This window comes from Geitlerinema sp. CS-897 (genome assembly GCF_028368005.1).
In the GTDB taxonomy this organism is placed as follows: domain Bacteria; phylum Cyanobacteriota; class Cyanobacteriia; order Cyanobacteriales; family Geitlerinemataceae; genus Baaleninema; species Baaleninema simplex.
Genome location: NZ_JAQNCQ010000311.1, coordinates 1 through 21,032, shown reverse-complemented (window position 1 = coordinate 21,032; position 21,032 = coordinate 1). Strand labels below are relative to the sequence as shown.

The following is a 21,032-nucleotide window of genomic DNA, read 5'->3' as shown; positions in this document are numbered from 1 at the left end:
GAGTGAGAGGTTAAGTTATTTGAAATTTCTATAATTTAGTGCAGCTCCCACCACCCGAGAGACGGTCCGATAAAAATGACAGTCAGCCAGATCGCGATCAGCGCTCCGATACCGACCCAAGCGCCTTTTGTCGTCCAACTGACAAACTGTTCGGCTTGTTTTTTGGTGATGGGAACCCAGGGCAAGATGTACGGATCTTTGCCGTATTTTTCACCCAGGGCTTCTTTGCGACGTTTAGCTTCGCCCATGACAGTTTCGATCGAATTCTACACAAAACAACACGACGCGATCGGTTCGCCTCTTATCCGTCGAACGTATCTTTCAATACAGTTCGAGCGGCGAGGTGATTGCGAGTCGTCGTCAAAATTTCAGCTTCCCGCTCGAGACGTTTGGCTGTATCCTGCATTTCCAGTAAGTCCTGTTGTTCGCTGGCAACGCCGTAAAGATTTCCAGCGACCCAGTACGACAACTCGGTAGGCAAGCTGGGAATATCTTCGGGTAGCTCGATCTCGCGATCCATAAGCTTAGCAGACAGGCGTACTACGTCCCGAAGCAGTTGTTCGACTTCGGTGGCGATCGAGCGCAGGTCTCGCTCTGGAGGAGTGTCTTCGATCCACTCGACTAACCCCACGTAATAGGGTTTTTCGCGAACGTATTCGAGGACGCGAAACCGCTGTTGTCCCAGCGTCCAAATTTTCATGCGATCGTCAGGAAGCCTTTGGTGCTGGACGATTTCCGCACAACACCCGACTGAACTCGCCTGGCGCTTCGCGGGATCCCACATCAACACTCCGAATCGGCGATCGCTGTTGAGGATGGTATTCATCATCATGCGATAGCGAAATTCAAAGATGTGGAGTGGGAGCGGTCTGCCGGGAAACAACACCACTTCCGGAAGCGGAAACAATGGGAGTTCTCGAACAGCGATAGAAGACGAGGTGGCCATTATTGCGTCTGTCCAAACTGTGCTTCTACGTTTACTGTGACACTCCTACGAATTCTCTTCGTAAGATTCTTGCTTCGTTGGGAGCGGGAGTTTTACAACTTCTCGGTTGTCGCCTAGCCCTCCACAAGCTTTCACGGTCTGCCCGACCGCAAGACACTCGATACCATTTTCAAAAATCGTGCTATACATGAGCCATCAAGAGCCTCGTATGGCGGGGATCGCCCACCTGCAACAATTTCAAAGTTTTCGGAAAATGGTATGAAATGTCTACTGTCCTACACAGTCTGCTGGGTTTTGGGTAAGTCCCTAAAGTTCTCGCGCCCGTAGTCGCGACTCTACCAACCGACTTTTTCTGAGTGCGCTTTACCGCTATTCGGATTCTAGCAGATTTTCGTTCGGTCGCTCTAGAGAGCGGATCTGACGAGTCGGCACTCTTAAAAAACTCGAGCTGAGTTTCTCGATCTGTAACGGGTTGACAGTACGTCGGCGATCGCGCCGAGGGATTTTTTCTACAGAAATCAGCCCCTCGGCGAGAGGGTTTAAATTGGGTGCATCTCAATGGATGTAAAGATATGAATCTGGGGTAGGTTGGACTTCGGCAACGCTGCCGTCCAGGGGTGGAGCGATGGCTCTACCCAACAACAGCTCGATTCACTACAGAGACTCCGATTCGATAAATTTACATTTTTGAGATGTACCCGTTAAAGTTTAACTTCGATATCGACTCCAGCGGGTAAGTCCAGTTTCATCAGGGCGTCGATGGTCTTAGAAGAAGGTTGGTAAATATCGATAATGCGGCGGTGGGTTCGCGTCTCGAAGTGTTCGCGCGAGTCTTTGTCCACGTGGGGCGATCGCAACACGCAGTACACGCGCCGTTTGGTGGGCAGAGGAATCGGACCGATCGCCGTGGCACTGGTGCGGTTGGCCGTATCGACGATCTTATCGCAAGAGGTATCGAGCAAGCGTCGATCGAACGCTTTGAGTCGAATGCGGATTTTTTGTTGCTGAATCGTTGCCATAATCTTGAGTTGTCGAGGTTCGGAGAAAAACAGACAAGTATAGGGGCGCACACAGTGCGCCCCAGCGGAAAGATCGGCGGATCTAGCTATTCGACGATCTTAGCCACCGCGCCAGCACCGACCGTCCGGCCGCCTTCACGAATTGCGAAGCGCATCCCTTTCTCGATCGCCACCGGGCAAATCAGTTCCACCGTCATTTTAATGCGGTCTCCGGGCATGACCATTTCAGCCGCGCTACCGTCGTCAGCAGTAAAGTCGCTGATGGTGCCGGTCACGTCGGTCGTCCGAACGTAGAACTGAGGACGGTATCCGGGGAAGAAGGGGGTGTGACGTCCGCCTTCTTCTTTTTTCAGAATATAAACCTCAGCCTCGAACTTGGTGTGAGGGTTGATCGTACCGGGTTTGGCCAGCACCATACCCCGTTCGATGTCAGCTTTCTGAACACCACGCAACAGGACGCCCACGTTGTCGCCAGCCATCCCTTGATCCAGGGTTTTCTGGAACATTTCCACACCGGTAACGGTAGTGCTGCGGGTGTCTTTGATCCCAACGATTTCAACCGTATCGCCGACTTTGACGATACCGCGCTCGATCCGTCCAGTGGCGACGGTTCCGCGACCCGTAATGGAGAATACGTCTTCAACCGCCATCAGGAAGTCTTTATCGACATCGCGCTCGGGAGTCGGCACGTAGCCATCGACTTCTTCCATCAGTTGCAGGATTTTATCGACCCATTCGTTTTCGCCAGCACCGATCGCCGGATTTTCTTCCAGGGCTTCGATGGCCTTGAGAGCCGAGCCGGTCACGATGGGAATGTCATCGCCAGGGAAGTCGTATTCGCTGAGCAGTTCGCGAACTTCGAGTTCGACGAGTTCGAGCAGCTCTTCGTCGTCGACTTGGTCTTGTTTGTTCAAGAACACGACCAAGCTGGGAACGCCCACCTGACGAGCCAGCAGAATGTGTTCGCGGGTTTGAGGCATCGGGCCGTCAGCCGCAGACACCACCAGGATCGCGCCGTCCATTTGAGCGGCTCCGGTGATCATGTTTTTCACGTAGTCCGCGTGTCCGGGGCAGTCCACGTGAGCGTAGTGGCGGTTGTCGGTTTCGTACTCGACGTGAGCCGTGTTGATGGTGATACCCCGCTCTTTTTCTTCGGGAGCGGCATCGATGTCGGCATATTTGCGAGCTTTCGCTTTACCCGTCACGGCGAGGGTTCCCGTGATGGCAGCCGTCAGCGTCGTTTTACCGTGATCGACGTGACCGATCGTACCGATGTTGACGTGGGGTTTGTTCCGTTCGAATTTTGCGCGTGCCATGAATCGTGTGTTCCTTCTCCTGTGTTATGCGTTCCCTTTGCTTTTTGCGATGATTTCTTCAGCGACACTACGCGGAACTTCGTCGTAGTTGCTGAATTCCATCGAGAAGATACCGCGACCTTGGGTCTTGGAGCGGATATCGGTGGCATAGCCGAACATTTCCGCCAAAGGTACTTTGGCAGAGACTTTCGCCAGCCCTTCATCCGTCTCTTGACCTTCGATCTGGCCTCGACGGGAGTTGAGGTCGCCAATGACGTTTCCGATGAATTCTTCGGGAACTTCGACCTCGACTTTCATCATCGGCTCTAACAGAACCGGTGATGCTTTGCTGACGGCGTTTTTAATTGCCATAGAACCGGCAATTTTAAAGGCCATCTCGTTGGAATCGACCTCGTGGTAAGACCCGTCAACCAACGTGGCTTTTACGTCGATCAAGGGATAACCAGCAAGGATACCAGATTCGCAGGCTTCTTTCATCCCGTTTTCAGCCGGTCCGATATATTCTTTCGGAACCGAACCACCGACGATTTTGGAAACGAATTCAAAGCCGCTTCCCGTTTCGCCGGGTTCCAGTTCGATGACAACGTGACCGTACTGTCCTTTACCACCGCTCTGACGCACGAATTTGCCTTCGGCTTGGGTGGATTTGCGGATCGTTTCGCGATACGCCACCTGTGGCGCGCCGACTTCTGCTTCGACTTTGAACTCGCGCAGCATTCGATCGACCAGGATTTCCAGGTGCAGTTCGCCCATCCCGGCGATCACGGTCTGGTTGGTTTCGGAGTCGGTGGTCACGCGAAACGTCGGGTCTTCTTCCGATAACGCTTGCAACGCTTTGGAGAGTTTCTCCATGTCGGCTTTGGTTTTCGGTTCGACCGCGACGGAGATCACCGGTTCGGGGATATAGAGCGATTCGAGAATAATCGGCGATTCGTCGTCGCAAATCGTATCCCCAGTTAGGGTATCTTTCAACCCGAGGGCTGCTCCGAGGTCTCCCGATCGCAGTTCGTCGACTTCGATTCGCTCGTCGGCTTTGAGGACGATCAGGCGAGAAATCCGCTCTTTTTGGTCTTTGGTGGCGTTGTACACGTAGCTTCCTTTTTTGAGGATGCCCGAGTAAACGCGCACGAAAGTCAAGCGACCGTAAGGGTCGGACATGACTTTAAAGGCCAGAGCCGATAGGGGTGCTTCGTCGTCCGCCGGACGAGCTGCCACTTCTCCGTCGGGCAGGGTTCCCTGAATCGGCGGGACTTCAATGGGAGAGGGCAGATAATCGACGACCGCATCGAGCAGACGCTGGACGCCTCGGTTTTTAAAGGCAGAACCGCAGAGCATGGGAACCATGGTTCCGGCGATCGTCGCTTTGCGAACGGTCGATCGCACTTCTTCTTCAGTCAGCTCTTCCCCTTCGAGGTATTTTTCCATCAAGGCGTCGTCGGTTTCGGCGACGGCTTCGAGGAGTTTTTCCCGGTATTCAGCCGCCAGTTCGGAGACTTCTTCGGGAATTTCGGTCACTTGAATGTCCGTGCCGATGTCGTTGGTGTAGATGTAGGCTTTCTGTCCCACGAGATCGACGACGCCGTGGAAATCGCTTTCACTTCCGATGGGGATTTGAACGGGGACGGCGTTCGCCCGCAGCCGATCTCGAATCTGGTTGTAAACCTTGAAGAAGTTCGCACCCGTGCGGTCCATCTTGTTGACGAACGCGATCCGGGGAACTTTATAACGCTCGGCCTGCCGCCAAACGGTTTCAGACTGAGGCTGTACGCCGCCGACGGAACAAAAAACGGCAACGACACCGTCGAGAACCCGCATCGACCGTTCGACTTCGATGGTGAAATCGACGTGGCCGGGCGTGTCGATAATGTTGATGAAGTGGTCGTTCCAGCTCGTGCTGATCGCAGCGGCAGTGATGGTAATGCCCCGCTCCCGCTCTTGAGCCATCCAGTCTGTTACTGCCGTTCCTTCGTGGACTTCGCCCATTTTGTGGACGATCCCGGAATAGAACAGGATACGCTCTGTCGTGGTCGTTTTTCCTGCGTCGATGTGAGCTGCAATACCGATATTGCGTATTCTGTTAAGCGGGACTGTTCGTGCCACAATAACCTCCCTATTGAATCTGCCGCTGTGTCACTCGAGTTGTGAGTTACGAAAACGCGGGTGAAGTTCGATCGGTATTCTTTCACACGCGGCCGCCGCGTCTGAATTGCAGGGGCAACCCGTTGGACGCGGACACAACGTTCCTTATTGTATCTTAATATTCTGGTGCTTCTGAAGCTTGTCCGATCGAATTCCGAATGTCGTCTAGCGAATCGCGGTTTAGTACCGATAGTGTGCGAACGCTTTGTTCGCTTCCGCCATACGGTGCGTTTCTTCCCGCTTGCGAATGGTGTTTCCCGTTTCGTTGGCGGCGTCCATCAGTTCGTTGGCCAACTTCATCGCCATGGTTTTACCCGAACGCTGACGCGAGGCTGCGATCAGCCAACGTAGGGCTAAAGCCGTCCCGCGATCGGAGCGCACTTCCATCGGCACTTGATAAGTCGCACCGCCGACTCGACGAGCTTTGACTTCGACTAACGGCGTCGCGTTGCGGATGGCGGTCTCAAATAATTCTAAGGGATCCGATCCCGTCCGCTCTTCGACGATCTTCATGGCATCGTAGATGAGGTTCGAGGCCAGTGATTTTTTGCCGTGGCGCATCACGCGACGCACCATCATGCTGACGAGGCGGCTGTTGTACACCGGATCGGGAGGGACCGGACGTTTTTGAACGACTCTGCGACGTGACATAAGTTTCTGTATTCGCTATTAATTTTACGAGATCGCTAGACAACAGGTGACGAACGATGACCCGCTGAAGGTGGTGGGTCTTATTCTTTCGGACGTTTGGCGCCGTATTTGGAACGGCCTTGACGACGGTCTTTGACTCCGGCGGTATCTAACGTGCCGCGAACGATGTGATAGCGCACGCCGGGGAGGTCTTTGACACGACCGCCGCGCAACATGACAACGGAGTGTTCTTGTAGGTTGTGACCGATGCCGGGAATGTAGGCCGTCACTTCAAAGCCTGAGGTCAGACGAACCCGTGCGACTTTCCGAAGTGCGGAGTTCGGCTTTTTCGGCGTCGTGGTATAAACCCGCGTGCAGACGCCGCGCCGTTGGGGGCAGCTTTTTAAGGCGGGTGACTTCGTTTTCTTCTTTGCCTTCTGGCGCTCGCTGCGAACGAGCTGCTGAATCGTGGGCATAGGTAATGTAGTAAGCCGACTATGCTTCTAGTTTGGAAACAGTCTTTAACTATACCAATCTTTTATTTACCTGTCAACGTTCGTTGAGTGATGAGAACGGTCGTTTCGAGGTACAAAAGAATGACCGCAGCTACAGGTTCGTTCGGCCTGGGGATTGTAAAAACGAAATCCTCCCCCCATTAAATCTTCGGTGTAATCGATCGTCAGTCCTTCGACATAAGTACGGCTGGCCGCATCGACGACGATCGCAATGCCTTCGAACTCGCCGGTAAGGTCGTCGGTGCCGAACTGGTCGTCGAAGTTGAGATCGTAGTACAACGTGGCGCACCCTCCTTCTCGAACGCGCACTCGCAAACGCGCTTCGGCAGAACTATGTTTGGATTTCAACCGCGCGATTTCTCGCACGGCAGTCGGACTCAAAACAATCATGGAAAATCGACGAACGGGTTAACGCGATCGAGTGGCGTTCGGTCTCGATCGGCTACTATTGAGTATATACGGGAATCTTCCTCCAAACTGAAGTCTTTCGCGCTGCTCGATCGCCGCGATCTCTTCGGCTTTGTGTCCCGACCGAACAGGTGTGCATCGAATCAAAATCGTTCACAGAAAACGCTATCGGTTGATTCTGGGGCGATATGGGTAACGATCGTACACAAATCGTGCGGAGGAGACTGTGAAACCTCCAAAATTAGAAGATTCGGGAATTGTAATGAATAAAGATACCGATTTGATCGAACGCCTGAGTCCGAGCGCGATGGATCAAATCATGCTCTACTTGGCATTTATCGCAATGCGAACGAGCGGACACCGACACGGGGCGTTCCTCGATGCGGCAGCCACGGCGGCTAAATGCGCCATTTACTTGACGTATTTAGAGCAAGGACAAAATTTACGCATGACCGGACACCTGCATCATATCGAACCGAGGCGGGTTAAAGTCATCGTCGAAGAAGTCCGTCAGGCACTGACTCAAGGCAAGCTGTTAAAAATGTTGGGGTCTCAAGAACCTCGATATCTCATTCAGTTTCCTTATGTTTGGCTCGAACAGTTTCCCTGGCAACCCGGAAAACCCCGTATTGCGGGAAACAGCTTGTCACCGGACGAAAAACGCCAACTCGAACGTAAGTTTCCTAAACCCCTCCCCGACGCTCAGGCGATCAACTCGTTCCAATTCATGGAGCTGATCGAATTCCTTCACAGTCGATCGCAGGAAGATTTACCTCCCGAGCGCCGAATGCCCCTCAGCGAAGCTCTAGCCGAGCATATCAAGCGGCGTTTGATTTATTCGGGAACGGTCACGCGCATCGATTCGCCTTGGGGAATGCCGGTTTATACGCTCACGCGAGCCTCTTACTCGCCCGCCGACGACGAGGAACGGACTTATACGATGGTCGAGGACACGGCTCGTTATTTTCGCATGATGCGCGATTGGGCGCGACGGGAGCCGACGACGATGCGCTTGCTCGAGGAGTTGGACATCGACAGCGATCGCCTCGAAGATGCTTTTGCCGAACTCGACGAATTAGTGCGCGGTTGGGCAGATAAATACCACTCGAAAGGCGGCCGGGCAACCGTGTTGCAAATGGTCGTCGGACCTCGAGACGACGGGTTGTTTTAACATCGAAACCGCTCGAGGAACGCGAGACCGATCGCCCCCATCTTAGGGGTCTTCGGTCTCGCTTTTTCAGGTGGCTCAAGACTGATGCGATTTAACGTCGATCGCCACATCTGGCGAGGTCGGCGGGCTTTGTCCGCGCTCCAAATCGGTTCGAGCATCGGTCGGTCTTTTCTGAAATCGGGCAGCCAAAACTCCCTGACAGCAGCTCGAGTTTCCCCCTCGCTCCCTAGGAACGAGTCCTGAAAAACACGGCTGCCCAGACAATACAGCCGAACAACACGAACGGAACCCAAAGATTCGGTACGTCAGCCCAGGTCATCGCGAATCGACTACTATAAAGGACGAACGATACGGGATCGCACCCTCCATGATAGCGTCCGAACGAGCGACTTGGCTTAAAGCCCACACCCCGCTACAAGACCTTTCCGACGAGACTCTCGCCGATTTGGCCAGCGCGATCGAAGTCCGCACGATCGCCGCTGAAACCCGCCTCGGACAACTCGATACCCCGCCAGATGGGTTGTACGTTCTTTACGAGGGACGACTCCACTGCGATCGCGACGCGGCGGAATTTTGCTCGACTCCCGGCGCCGTTCTCTATTTACAAGATTTATTACTCGATCGCCCGGCGTCCTTTGTCGCGACGACCCTCACCGACGCTCAACTGTGGTGGATTTCCCGAGAACAGTTCCAGCAACTGCTCGATCGCCGTCCCGAAATCAGCCAAATCTTCTCGCGACAACTGGCCGCCGAACTCGATCGCGTCTCCAACCAACTGGCCTACGAACGCGATCGCCAAACCGCTCTGCGCCCCTATCTCGTCACCCGAATTCGGCGGGGAATCATCGGGAACAGTCGCTACGCCCAACGCCTGCGATCGCAAATCGAAGACGCCTCGCGCGATCGCCAATCCGTCCTCATTTTCGGCGAACCGGGACTCGAAAAAGACAACATCGCCGCCCTCATCCATTACGGCTCTCCCTGGCGTCGCGAACCGATGGTACAACTCACGAGCGGACTCCTTCAAACCAGCGGCGCCGAACTGTTCGGACGAGTCGGCGGAAAACCGGGACTCCTCGAATGGGTGGGAACTGGAACTCTCGTTCTCAACAACGTTCAAGACTTACCGCCAGAACTCCATCCGAAAATCGCCAGTCTCCTCGAAACGGGAACCTATACCCCCATTTCCCGCGAGGGCGATCGCACCCCAGAACCGCGTCCCTGTCGCGCTCGTATCGTTCTGATTTCCGAACGCACCCTTCCAGAATTCGAGTCTTGCGTCAGTCATCGCATTAAAGTTCCGCCCCTACGCGTTCGCAAGGCTGACGTTAAAGCCAAGGTCGATTATTACCTGCGCCTGTGCTGCCGCGCTCGAGGGTTAGAGAAACCCACCGTTACCCCAGAAGCGATTCGACGCTTACAGAGTTACGACTTTCCGAACAACCTGCGCGAGTTGGACAGTCTCGTCAAACGCGCCGTGACACAAGCTGAAGGGGCGTCGGAACTGACTGAAGAGTTATTTTGGTCGACTCAAAGCAAGAAAACTAAGTTTCGCTTCAACCTCTTTAAAGCCTATCCCCGGTTGCGCCAGTTCCTTCGCAGTCGCTTTTGGCCTGACGGCTTGAATTACGGCATTACCACCTGGCTGTTCGCCCTCGTCGTGATTCTGCTGTTCGTCGGACCTCAAACTCGCGATCGCAATGTCGCTCTCAACCTGTTTTGGGCGTGGTGGTGGCCGCTGGTTCTCATCGGTTTTCCCTTTGTGGGGCGACTGTGGTGCGCCGTCTGTCCGTTTATGATTTATGGCGAACTCACTCAAAAACTGTCCTTGAAACTCTTTCCCCGAACGCTGCGACGCTGGCCTCGCGAAAGTGCCGAACGGTGGGGCGGTTGGTTTCTGTTCGGACTGTTCGTCTTAATTTTCCTGTGGGAAGAACTCTGGAACTTGGAAAATACCGCCTATTTGTCTAGTTGTTTGTTACTGCTCATCACGGCGGGGGCAGTCATTTTCTCGCTCGTTTTCGAGCGGCGGTTTTGGTGTCGTTACCTCTGTCCCATCGGCGGCATGAACGGGTTGTTTGCCAAGTTGTCGATGACGGAGCTACGGGCGCAACCGGGAATTTGTTCGGCCGAATGTACCACCTATCAGTGTTATAAAGGTGGTCCCCGGAAAGGGGAAGGGCAAGAAACTGAGGGTTGTCCGCTCTATTCTCACCCGGCGCAACTGCAAGACAACCGCGATTGCGTTTTGTGTATGACTTGTTTGAAAGCCTGTCCCCATCGTTCGGTGGAGTTTAACTGGCGTCTTCCGGCGATCGAACTTTGGACGACGCACCAACCCCGAACCGATGAAGTCGCGTTGTTGTTTCTGTTGTTGGGGGGCGTTTTCCTCCACCGCTTACCACAACTGCAACAGCAATTTCAGTTATCGTTCGATCTGACTCGATTTTTCCCCCATTTGGAACTCTCCGTTTTGGCGTTGTCGGTTCCCGTTCTGATTCCGGTGGTGGCTTATGGGGTGCTTTGGGTCGTTTATCAGGCGGGGAAAATACCGAAACCGCGATCGCTTGTCGAGTTGGCCTATGGATATTTGCCCTTGGTGTTGGGAGGCAATCTCGCTCATTATTTAACGTTGGGATTGGGCGAAGCGGGGCGCGTACTTCCAGTTACGCTTGCCACCTTTGGCTTGGACGGGGCGAATTTGCCGATTTGGGTAGCAGATTCGGCAGTCATCTCCTTTTTGCAAGGAACGACACTCGTGTTTTCGACCGTTCTCTCGATATTACTGATGCAGAAGATTGCGAAACAATCGTTTTGGGCGTTGTTGCCTCTCCATCTCGGTTCGATCGCACTGGCAACGGCTTTTGCCTCGGTCGTTCTGGAATAGAACGATCCCAAAGCTGACTCAAAAGGGGACGGTTCGGACGCGGTTTAAGGAAAATTGGGTGTTGACAAATTCGTCAAAAAGTGAAAAACTAAATTATTGATTTTTTATTCAATCTAAACCGACTCAACACGATAGCGTGCCGTTCGGTTTAGATGAGACGATCGAAAAAATTTACGAAAACTTTAAATATGCTTTACAATATCTTTAGAAAAAGATGGAATCGTTAGAATACATCAAATAAAAAAACGAAAAGACACGCAATTTTTTTTTACTTAACAAAATAGTTTCCGTATTTTTACTCAAGCGTATCCTCGAAAAAATACGGAGCGATCGTCGATCGCCACCTCATACGAACGAACGCGCCAGCATTATCGACTCGAAAGCCAAAGAAGTTGCTAGCGCGTTTGGAGATCGTCGATCTCGATAAACCGTCGATAGAGCGACGTGCGAGACGAAAAAAACAGAAACTACCGAATATATTCTTTCAGGATGCTGTTGCGATTCGGATGGCGCAACTTGCGAAGCGCTTTGGCTTCGATTTGGCGGATGCGCTCCCGAGTGACGTTGAAAATCTGACCGATTTCTTCGAGGGTTTTCATACGTCCGTCGTCCAAACCGTAACGCAGGCGTAAAACGTCCCGTTCTCGGGGGCTGAGGGTATCGAGGACGCTTTCTAAATCTTCCCGCAACAGGCTTTTCGAGACTTGATCTTCAGGGGTTTCGCCGTCAGACTCGATGAAATCGCCCAACCGCGAATCTTCTTCTTTGCCGATCGGCGTTTCGAGGGAAATGGGAAGTTGAGCGGACTTCGCAATAAACCGCAGTTTCTCGATGGTCATTTCCATGCGAGTGGCGATTTCCTCTTCAGTCGGTTTGCGTCCCATTTCCTGAGACAGTAGCTTCGTTGTCTTCTTGATGCGAGAAATGGTTTCGTAGAGGTGAACCGGAAGGCGGATCGTCCGAGACTGATCGGCGATCGCACGGGTGATGGCCTGGCGAATCCACCACGTCGCATAGGTTGAGAACTTGTAGCCTTTCTCGTGATCGAATTTTTCCGCTGCGCGAATCAGCCCCAAACTCCCCTCTTGAATCAGATCTTGGAACGACAGGCCGCGATTCATATATTTTTTGGCGATCGACACCACCAAACGCAGGTTCGACTGAACCATTTTGTCTTTAGCGCGACGGTCTTTGTAGAGGCGAGAACGGAACGACGAACAGAATTTTCGGCTTTGTGCAGCCCAAGCTTTCTCGGTTTCCGGCTCGTCGAGTTTTTCGCGAACGGCCGGCCAGACGTATTTATCCGTATCGGGTTTCGTACCTTGCTCTTCGAGATGTCGTTCTCGAACGGGATCTCCGAGCCAAGCGAGTTTCGCCCACTCTCGATCGGTCGGGAGGTTCCCCATCTCTTCTTCAAAACGGCCTTGAAGAGATTCGAGATATAGCAAATCTTCGATCAGACGAGCCAGTTCGATTTCTTCGTCAGCCCGCAGCAAGCGAATGCGTCCGATTTCTTGCAGGTAAAGGCGAATCGAATCTTCTGTGTAGTGCTTTTTTTTCGCCTGGGCTTTTCGCTTCGATCGCGCTTTGCTCGCTTTGGCCGCTTGCACTGCTGCTTCAGCTTCGATGTACTCGTCATCAGAGTCTGATTCCGAATCTGAGGTTTCGAGAACCTCGTCAGGTCGGACGTCATCTTGCATGAGCAGGTCGATTTCGTTTTCAGACCGATCGACACTGGTGAGAGTGTTTTGTTTGATAGCCAGTACGTTGTTAGCCTGGGTCATGCCGCGTTCCTCATGTTCGTGTGATTCAACTGATGCAATTCTGTTGCGTTACTTCGCACGCTCTTAAGCGATCCCTCGTATCGGCGAACGAGCTGTTGAGTAAAAAGCTTTCTTAGCTTAACTCAAGTTTTCTCGAGTGCGATCGATTTGCGGTCTTTCGAGTCTAAGTTGATTTAGACCCGTACGAGATCGCCTCACACCAAGAGGGGGAAAATGCCTTTCCGAATTGTAGCCGTTTTCACTCAAAACGACCGGTCGAACATGGATCGAACTTCCCCTGATGGATCTCGAGCGAGATTCGTCGTTCCATGTTAGCAATATCGTTGGATTTAGCAAGTTTGAAATACGTACGAGATTGCAACGATCGGGAAACTCACTCGACCACAGCCCTTAAGTGTAAGTTAACGCAACTTTCTAGGTCTAGCCACTGACTCGGCCGAGTTTACATTGCCATAACGGGTCGATAGTAACAAATCGATACGTTTGGTGTTGCAAAGCTTTAACAATCGATCGCGTTGTTTCGGCTGCGTCTTCTCCACCCAAACGTCCGTCGTGTAGAACCACCACCGAACCGGGTCGAACTTGAGACAAAACCCGATCGACCGCACGCGAGATTCCCGGTCGAACCCAATCTTCAGGAACGACGCTCCACATGACCGGACGATAGTTCCACTCTTGCAGCCACGTGAGAGTTTGAGGCGTAAACAGACCGTTAGGCGGTCGCACGTCACGAACGCGATCTCCGACCCACTCTAGAGGAAGATCGAGAGCCTCGGAGATCGCGAGTTGATTGCATTCTAATCTGCTTTGTAATTCATCTCGGGTCGAGCGGATAAACGAACGATGGGTGTCGCCATGCAAACCAATCCAGTGACCGCGATCGAAGACCGCTTTCGCCACCTCGGGATAGCGACGAACGCAACTCCCCAACCAAAAGAAACTGGCAACGATCCCGAATTTTTCCAAAACATCGAGTACCTGTGGCGTGTACTCCGGGTGCGGTCCGTCATCGAACGTCAAGGCGACTACAGGTTCTGAGGTCTCGATCGACCACAGACAACTCGGAAACGTCGGTGCGAGAACGCGGTACAGGAGTGGATATAACGGCGCGAATTGCATGAAATAGGGAACGGGGAACGGGGAACGGGGAACAGTATCTTGCTTATTTTTCCCTTTCCCGACTCTAGCGCAACAACTGATATTCGCTAATCTTCGCCTGAGCGATGTCGTAAACTTCCGTCCCGCTGGGAATGCGTTGTAAATAGGCCAAGGCCGACTCGAACTGTCGGTTGACGGCCGAGTCGAACGCTTTTTGCAGCAGCCAAGTGGCGCGAAGGTTACGCTGTCGGTGGTATTGTGCCAATTTCGGCGCGACCTTTTCGTAAGCAGGCGTTCCGGGGGGAATTTGTTGTAAATAGGTCAGTGCGGTCGAGAAGTCTTTGGCTGCGGCGCGATCGAAGGCTTGTTGTAGCAGCCAGGCCGCTCGCACGTCTCGTTTTTGCCGGTATTCGGCGGTTTTCGACGCCACGCGATCGTAGAGAGAGCTTCCCTGGGGAACGCGTTCGAGCGCCTGTAACGCTCCGTGGAAATCGCGATCGCGTCCGCGATCGAAGGCTAATTGCAACCATTCGTAAGCTTCGGCATCCAAACGCGCCTGAGCTTGTTCGACAAAGGGAGCCACGCGATCGCGCAAGTCATCAAATTCGGAAAGTTCTTCCGACAACAACAGCACCTGTTGCCATTGTCCCTTCTCAAACGCCCTTTCAAGAGCTTCGACTTTAGCAGTTGCGGCTTGCCAAACCCGCCGCCACTGGGAAATTTGCTGCTGTGCGTCCTGGTAAGCGGGACTGTCGGGGGAAATGCTTTCCGCTAGAGCGATCGCCTCGGTTAACTGTCCGCGATCGCCGCGATCGCTAGCCTGTTGCAACACCTGCAAATCACCAGCGGGGGCAGCAAACCGAAGCAAATACGCTCCTGCCAGTAACGCCAAGAGGTTCACTCCCAATCCGACAGCTAAACCCGTTGAAAACAGCGAGGAGTCTTCATCGAACTCAGACTGAGAAGCCGAAGGTTTACGGCGCTTCGGACGACGGCGTCGAGGGGGTTGAGATGGTTGAGGGGATACCTCGACAGTAGGCGGCGGTGGCGTCGCGTCAGTGGTCGCGTCAGTGTAGGGGAGTCTCATCACCACCGAATCGCGCACCCGCAGCGCGTTCGAGTTGTCCTCGTCCCGGTGCATCCAGTCCAGCAGAACGAAGGTTCCGTCTTCTTCTTCCTTAATCACGCCTTGAACGGACGAAGCGTCGGAATTGTCGTCCTTTGAAGCATTGTAGTGGAAGTACAACATCGACTGGCGCTCTTCGGGGTTTCGAGACTGCTCCATGAGAAATACAAAGGATCGATGGGGGTTTCCGGCAGCTTTTCACTCTAGCAAGCTTGTTCGTGGCGGTGTGCTTCTTTCAGGGAAGAGTATAAGAGTGGAGAGTGAAGAGTTAAAGAGGAATTCTCACTCTACGCTCTGCCCTCTGCACTTTACACTGATAAACACACGCCCAAGGCGTTTGTCGATCGCGATCCAAGCGCCCCTACTAGAATACGATCGAAAGCGTCGAATCGATCGAAAGGATAATTCCATGTCCAAAGCTATCTGGAACGGTGTCGTCGTCGCCGAGAGCGATAATTGCGAACGAGTCGAGGGGAATTACTACTTTCCCCCAGATTCGATTAAATCCGAGTATTTCAAGCCCAGCGATACTCGCACCTCCTGTCCCTGGAAAGGCGTCGCCAGTTACTACACCCTAGAGGTCAACGGCGAACAAAACCCCGACGCCGCCTGGTATTACCCCGACGCGAAAGCCAAAGCGAAGCACTTTGAAGGCTACGTGGCCTTTTGGCGTGGGGTCAAGGTGGAAGTGTAACCCCCCGCATCGGACAAAGTGCGTTGAATCTCGTTACAGCCGTCCGATGCGGCAAGAGATGGACGTAGGGGAAGACAAATTTTAAACTGCGTTCCCACACCGAGACCAGTTGTATACGATAACTGGCCTCGGTGGTTTTTCTCGATAATTTGATAGCTAACGGCTAGTCCCAAACCCGTTCCCTGTCCGACGGGTTTGGTGGTAAAGAAGGGATCGAAGAGTTTGGGTTTGGCAAAGTCGGGAATGCCGATGCCGTTGTCGGAAATACGGATAATAACGCGATCGCACCCTTCGAGTTCGGTTTCGATACAAATCGTTGGGGATTGAGAACCTCGTTCTTCAGGGGTGTGTCGGCGATCGCGTTCGTCGATAGCATCGATGGCGTTGGTGAGGAGGTTTAAAAAGACCTGGTTGAGTTGACCGGGGTAACATTCGACGAGGGGAAGGTCGCCGTAGCTTTGGATAACGCGGATTTGTGGGCGATCGCCGCAGGGATTGAGGCGATGTTGCAAAATGGCCAGCGCACTGTCGATGCCTTCGCGAACGTCTACGGCTTTGAAATCGGCTTCGTCGAGGCGGGAAAAGGTACGCAGCGATCGCACCACATCGCGAATGCGTTCGGTTCCCATTTTCATCGAATCGAGAACTTTGGGCAGGTCTTCGATGGCGAAGGCTAAATCGTCGTCTTCGAGTAACTCGAGAATTTCCGGAGGCGGATTGCGGACGTGGAGCTGGTACGCTCGCACTAACGACAGCAGGTTTTCGCTGTAGTCGCTGAGATGGACGAGGTTTCCGTAGATGAAGTTGACGGGATTGTTGATTTCGTGGGCGACTCCGGCCACCATCTGCCCCAAACTGGACATTTTTTCGCTTTGAATTAATTTCGCTTGGGTGTGGTGCAGTTCTCGTAAGGCTCGTTCGAGTCGCTTGGCGCGATCGAAGGTTCGAGCTTCGGAGACGCGATAGGCGGTGTTGGCTTTGTGGAGTTTGCTGGCAAGGGCTTCGGTGTGTAGTGTCCGCCGAATTGACATCCACAAGTAGCCCGCCAAGAGGCTCGTGCCTAACAGTCCGATCGCCAGCGTCGCCGCAGACGCCCAGGGAACGGTATGCCAAGACGCACGGGGAACCAGGAGGATCGTCCATTCGCGATCGGCGACGTTGAGGGTTCGCATACAGACGGTGCGATCGCTGCTGTAAGGACAGTGTTCGGGTAAGGGATAGCCCGTCTCGCTGTTATCGGTTTGGGGTCGTCGCGGGTTCCAATAGGATTCTAAGGGTTTTCGCGGAGAGGGTGGATTAGAAACGCGATCGAAGAGTTGGCGGTTCTGCGCGGCGTATCCGATGAGAAATCCACGCGTCGAGTCGAGACTGTTTTTTTTGAGTTGGGAGTCGAGGCGATCGACGGATAAATCGTAGAGGTAAATGTCGAGATCGCGTACGTTGAGACTTGCCAAAGCCGTTCGGAAAAAGTCCGATCGCTCGTACAGGGCGAAGACGATGCCACTCGAAGCCTTTCGAGCCTCGAGAGGTTGGTAGAACAGAAACCCGGACGTTCCGTCGGGAAGGATTACAGACGGCTCGATCGCGATTCGTTGTAAGACCGGGGTACGCATTGCGGGCAGAGACGGCGCGAGATCGCAACCCAACCACGGGGTTTGACTTTCAGAGGGTTCGATAGTCGCGATCTCGAGTTTCCCTCGGTCGGCTTGAGACGGTGAGGTTTCGGCGAAACAGGTATTTGAGGGGGTGTCGTTTTCGTGCCACTGCGCCCAGCCCAGATGGAAGGTTTTCGGATAACCGACGAGCAGGCTTTGGGAAAATTGCGCGAGCCGTTCGCCGGTCAAATCCTCCGAGGTACGGTAGAAGGCGTCGAGAGCGCCTACGAGTTGCGTCGCGCGATCGACCTGTTGTTGAAAGGCAAACGTCAGGCTGTCGGCTTGGCGATCGAAGAGATCTCTGGCGCGATCGCGTTCCCACTGACGCACGAATTTCGCCCCCACTAGGGAAGCGGTCAACCCGATCCCCAAGGCGATCGCCAAGGGAACGTACCGCCGCCACGGACGAGGCGATCGGACTTCTCGTTTTACTAAACTGTTAAGACATTTTCTCAATAAAATTCGGCGAAAACTTCTAATCACAAGCCCCAAAAACCTTGTTTTTGCGTAAATATTCGTAGATCGTTCGGGGATTTTGCGAAACAATCCACCTCAATCAATTGATATAGATTCTCAATTATAGCAATAGAACCAGTCCGTAGCAACGCGTCTTCAGGGTCTTTGTAGATGCGCGATCGCGTTTCGGGGGGTTGTATTGGGGCGATGCGACGATTGAATTATTTTATAAGAAAATATTTAAACAACAGCGCCTCGAATCGAACCGTTCGATCGTTGTGAAATTTCTCAACCCCCCGAAAACCGAACGGGCGATCGCCGAAACAGAAGAAACCTATTTCGGCGAAACCCTCTAGCCAGAACAGTGGGATCGAGCCGAACCACCCGTGAAGATCCCCCATCTTTCCAAGAGACTGAGGTTCCTCGAATTGGGGATCTCCACAAACTCCCGTCGCTATACCCGAGCGCGAGCTTCCCGAGATTTTGTCAGAAGTCGCTCGAGAAGGCGATCGCGATCGCGATCGGGTTCTAAGCACGTCAACCCGTGACAGACGAGTCCCACCGCACCTTCCGGTAAATCCGACGTCACCTTTAACACCGTCGTCGGTAAATAGTGCTGCGACAACCACGCCAGTTCGGAGTCCGTCGTCCGAGCGATCGTTCCGTGTTGGAACCAATCTAACGCCTTAACCAAACTCGGGCAGGCTTGGGGCATCTGCATCAAAATCGAAGTGAAAGACTGTAACCCCCGTTCGGCGCGGTCTAAATAGTCCACGTCGTCCGTCACCAACGCCAACCGCACTAAATTTTCCACGGCCGTTCCGTTGGCCGCAGGTGTCGCGTTGTCGGTATACGTCCGTTCCCGCACGATGAGGTCGTTACTGGCGTCCTTAGCGGCGTTGTAATATCCTCCCAATTCGACACTCCACAAATACTCGTCGAACTCCGACTGTACTTTCACCGCCTCGTCTAAATAAGAAGTCGCTCCGGCTTGGTGCAAGTCCAGCAGAGCTTTAATAAAGAGGGCGTAATCTTCCGATTGGGCTGAAACCGACGCGTTGCCGTTATAGTTGAGGCGGTGAAACCGTCCGTCGACCCACTGGTTCTGTAAAATAAAATCGGCGGCGCGACGGGCGAGATCTAGATATCGCGGTTGCTGAAACGCCACCGACGCCCGCGCCAATCCCGAAATCGTCAAACTGTTCCAAGCGACGATCGCCTTCGTATCGGTAACGGGGGGAATGCGCCCCGCCCAATCGCGGGTTTTGGCGTCTCGATTGTTGCGAGCCGGAGGAAAGGGATCGTCGAACGTGACGCCGTCGCCGTACCGCAGTGCGAAGAGCTTGGCTGAGGCTGCTTCGACGGTTTCGCTGAGAACGCCCCCGCGACGACGCTGTAAGACGTTGTGTCCCTCGAAGTTCCCCGATTCAGAGATGTCGAAGGCGTCGGCTAAAGCTGCGTATTCTTCGTCGCTGAGAGACTGGCGCAACTCGGCATCAGTCCAAACGTAAAACGCCCCCTCTTCGGGTTCTTTGTCCTCGGGTTTCTCAAAGTTATCGGCATCTTGGGCGGCATAGAAATAGCCTTCAGGGGCGGTCATTTCCCGTTGCAACCAACTGACGGTTTTCGAGACGGCGCGATCGAAAGCGGCATCTTGCAGTCCCGCTTGCCACAGATTGGCGAGATACTCGAGAATTTGCCCGTTATCGTAGAGCATTTTTTCAAAGTGCGGAACCGTCCAGGTTGCATCGACGGTATAGCGGTGAAACCCGCCGCCAACGTGGTCGAAAATGCCACCGAGGGCGAGGTCGAGTCCCCGTTGTTGGCAGGTCGATCGCGGATCTTCGACGGCTTCCCCTAAGTCGAACCGCATCCCGTGTAAGGCGGCGTTAGCGTAGGGCATCATGGGAAAGCTGGGGGCGCGATCGTCGGGTTCGATGAGTTTGACGCTCACTTGTAAACCGCGATCGAGTAAGGTTTTGTCGAACAAGGAGCGATCGCCGGCTTCGGCCAGTTCGGGGGGAATCGCGGCCACCTGTTGCAGCGACGCCATCATGTCGGTTTCGATCGCCTTGAGTTTTTCTTTTTGAGTATCGTAATACTGTCGCAGTTGCTGCAACACTTGCAAAAATCCCGGTCGTCCGTAACGAGGCGCGAGGGGAAAATAGGTGCCGCCGTAAAAGGGGACTAAACTATCGGGAATGAGAAATACGTTGAGCGGCCAACCTCCTTGTCCGACCATTAATTGCAAGGCTTGCATATAAATGCTGTCGATGTCGGGACGTTCTTCGCGATCGACTTTGATGGGGATGAAGTTAGCGTTGGCGTACTCGGCGATGCCTTTGTCAGAAAAGGCTTCGCCTTCCATCACGGTACACCAGTGACAGCTCGAATAACCGATGGATAAAAAGATAGGTTTGTCTTCGCGACGGGCGGTTTCGAGGGCTTCGTCGCACCACGGCCACCAGTCGATGGGGTTTTCGGCGTGTTTTTGCAGGTATAAGCTTTGTGTGTCTGCCAAACGGTTCGTCATGGAAATGCTATCCTCTAGCTGAGTTCGTCGAAATTGCGAACGGGAAGCTAAGCCGCTCGAAAGGTTCAAGAGAGATTTTTAGCGCGATCTGAGAAAGCAATTCATCAAATCTAGTTCGATAAATTGAAGTCCAAATCGTAACTGACTAGCGATTGAGATGTACTGACTGCAATTGACGCCCGATTCAAAAATTAAATGTCACACGAAAGGGTTTCCGAAGACAAGCTCGTCAGGTATAACGCGGTTTTCGATCGACGCACAGTTCGTTCGAGATCGACTGAACGAGATAGTACTATCTTAGCGTATCTAAACGTTTCGAGATCTGCCAACTCTTCACGTCAGATAAATGTTTATGATGGGCGATCGCTCGCCACCTCATATGGTATCCGTTTGCCATAAGCTGGGCTTCAAGAGGTCTTCACCACAGAGGCACAGAGAACACAGAGAGGTGATTGTAGGGTTTGGATAAACTGCTGTCTGAAATGTGGATTCTATATTAGATTTCTTTTAAAGAATCGCCGATTCAAAAATGAAATGCAACACCGGTGGGTTTACGAATAAAGGCTCATCGGCTATACTTCGATCTTTCATGAATAATTACCTAATTGAAGATCGAACCAATGAGCCATCACCATCTTACCCCATCTGAGCGTGT

General features: G+C 53.2%; 17 protein-coding genes. 4 read left to right on the top strand and 13 right to left on the bottom strand.

What is annotated here, in order from left to right; all coding sequences use genetic code 11:
* Positions 1 to 35 precede the first annotated feature (35 nt).
* The 8 genes from POG22_RS19890 to POG22_RS19855 form a co-directional block, all read right to left on the bottom strand.
* Entirely contained in the window at positions 36 to 248 is a 213-nt protein-coding gene (locus tag POG22_RS19890) for a DUF2839 domain-containing protein (RefSeq protein WP_063718166.1), read from the bottom strand.
* A 53-nt stretch (positions 249 to 301) separates the two neighbouring features.
* The gene (locus POG22_RS19885) at positions 302 to 946 is read right to left on the bottom strand and encodes an LON peptidase substrate-binding domain-containing protein (protein WP_063718165.1); all 645 of its coding nucleotides are present in this window, start codon (positions 944 to 946) and stop codon (positions 302 to 304) included.
* 701 nt (positions 947 to 1,647) lie between these two features.
* Entirely contained in the window at positions 1,648 to 1,965 is a 318-nt protein-coding gene (gene rpsJ / locus POG22_RS19880; RefSeq protein WP_063718164.1) for a 30S ribosomal protein S10, read from the bottom strand.
* A gap of 86 nt (positions 1,966 to 2,051) precedes the next feature.
* Positions 2,052 to 3,281, bottom strand: a complete 1,230-nt coding sequence (tuf, locus tag POG22_RS19875) for an elongation factor Tu (RefSeq protein WP_063718163.1) — start codon at positions 3,279 to 3,281, stop codon at positions 2,052 to 2,054.
* A gap of 24 nt (positions 3,282 to 3,305) precedes the next feature.
* Positions 3,306 to 5,381, bottom strand: coding sequence for an elongation factor G (gene fusA, locus POG22_RS19870; RefSeq protein ID WP_063718162.1), 2,076 nt, complete (start codon positions 5,379 to 5,381; stop codon positions 3,306 to 3,308).
* Positions 5,382 to 5,600: 219 nt separating this feature from the next.
* The gene (gene rpsG / locus POG22_RS19865; RefSeq protein WP_063718161.1) at positions 5,601 to 6,071 is read right to left on the bottom strand and encodes a 30S ribosomal protein S7; all 471 of its coding nucleotides are present in this window, start codon (positions 6,069 to 6,071) and stop codon (positions 5,601 to 5,603) included.
* A gap of 80 nt (positions 6,072 to 6,151) precedes the next feature.
* Positions 6,152 to 6,526, bottom strand: a complete 375-nt coding sequence (rpsL, locus tag POG22_RS19860; protein ID WP_063718160.1) for a 30S ribosomal protein S12 — start codon at positions 6,524 to 6,526, stop codon at positions 6,152 to 6,154.
* Between the two features lie 66 nt (positions 6,527 to 6,592).
* The gene (locus POG22_RS19855; protein ID WP_063718159.1) at positions 6,593 to 6,955 is read right to left on the bottom strand and encodes a HesB/IscA family protein; all 363 of its coding nucleotides are present in this window, start codon (positions 6,953 to 6,955) and stop codon (positions 6,593 to 6,595) included.
* Positions 6,956 to 7,235: 280 nt separating this feature from the next.
* On the opposite strand from POG22_RS19855, the gene hetR reads away from it, so the two are divergent.
* Complete coding sequence (hetR, locus tag POG22_RS19850) at positions 7,236 to 8,144, top strand: heterocyst differentiation master regulator HetR (RefSeq protein ID WP_063718158.1); 909 nt, start codon at positions 7,236 to 7,238, stop codon at positions 8,142 to 8,144.
* 367 nt (positions 8,145 to 8,511) lie between these two features.
* On the top strand, positions 8,512 to 11,031 hold the full coding sequence (locus POG22_RS19845; protein ID WP_498906896.1) for a sigma 54-interacting transcriptional regulator: 2,520 nt from the start codon (positions 8,512 to 8,514) through the stop codon (positions 11,029 to 11,031).
* Positions 11,032 to 11,498: 467 nt separating this feature from the next.
* On the opposite strand, the gene rpoD is transcribed toward POG22_RS19845, so the two are convergent.
* The 3 genes from rpoD to POG22_RS19830 form a co-directional block, all read right to left on the bottom strand.
* Positions 11,499 to 12,815 carry an RNA polymerase sigma factor RpoD gene (gene rpoD, locus POG22_RS19840; RefSeq protein ID WP_063718020.1) on the bottom strand — a complete coding sequence of 439 codons (1,317 nt, stop codon included), beginning with the start codon at positions 12,813 to 12,815 and terminating at the stop codon, positions 11,499 to 11,501.
* A 420-nt stretch (positions 12,816 to 13,235) separates the two neighbouring features.
* A complete protein-coding gene (locus POG22_RS19835) occupies positions 13,236 to 13,934 on the bottom strand; it encodes a polysaccharide deacetylase family protein (RefSeq protein WP_498906895.1) in 699 nt (232 codons plus the stop codon).
* A gap of 64 nt (positions 13,935 to 13,998) precedes the next feature.
* Positions 13,999 to 15,198 carry a hypothetical protein gene (locus POG22_RS19830; protein ID WP_498906894.1) on the bottom strand — a complete coding sequence of 400 codons (1,200 nt, stop codon included), beginning with the start codon at positions 15,196 to 15,198 and terminating at the stop codon, positions 13,999 to 14,001.
* Positions 15,199 to 15,448: 250 nt separating this feature from the next.
* On the opposite strand from POG22_RS19830, the gene POG22_RS19825 reads away from it, so the two are divergent.
* On the top strand, positions 15,449 to 15,733 hold the full coding sequence (locus POG22_RS19825; protein ID WP_498906893.1) for a DUF427 domain-containing protein: 285 nt from the start codon (positions 15,449 to 15,451) through the stop codon (positions 15,731 to 15,733).
* On the opposite strand, the gene POG22_RS19820 is transcribed toward POG22_RS19825, so the two are convergent.
* Positions 15,694 to 17,844 carry an ATP-binding protein gene (locus POG22_RS19820; protein WP_498906892.1) on the bottom strand — a complete coding sequence of 717 codons (2,151 nt, stop codon included), beginning with the start codon at positions 17,842 to 17,844 and terminating at the stop codon, positions 15,694 to 15,696. The two genes, POG22_RS19825 and POG22_RS19820, sit on opposite strands and share 40 nt — an antisense overlap.
* Positions 17,845 to 18,038: 194 nt before the next feature.
* On the opposite strand from POG22_RS19820, the gene POG22_RS19815 reads away from it, so the two are divergent.
* Positions 18,039 to 18,200 (top strand): hypothetical protein, encoded by a 162-nt coding sequence (locus POG22_RS19815; protein WP_498906891.1) that lies wholly within the window; start codon positions 18,039 to 18,041, stop codon positions 18,198 to 18,200.
* A gap of 98 nt (positions 18,201 to 18,298) precedes the next feature.
* On the opposite strand, the gene POG22_RS19810 is transcribed toward POG22_RS19815, so the two are convergent.
* Positions 18,299 to 20,377, bottom strand: coding sequence for a thioredoxin domain-containing protein (locus POG22_RS19810; protein WP_498906890.1), 2,079 nt, complete (start codon positions 20,375 to 20,377; stop codon positions 18,299 to 18,301).
* Positions 20,378 to 21,032 lie beyond the last annotated feature (655 nt).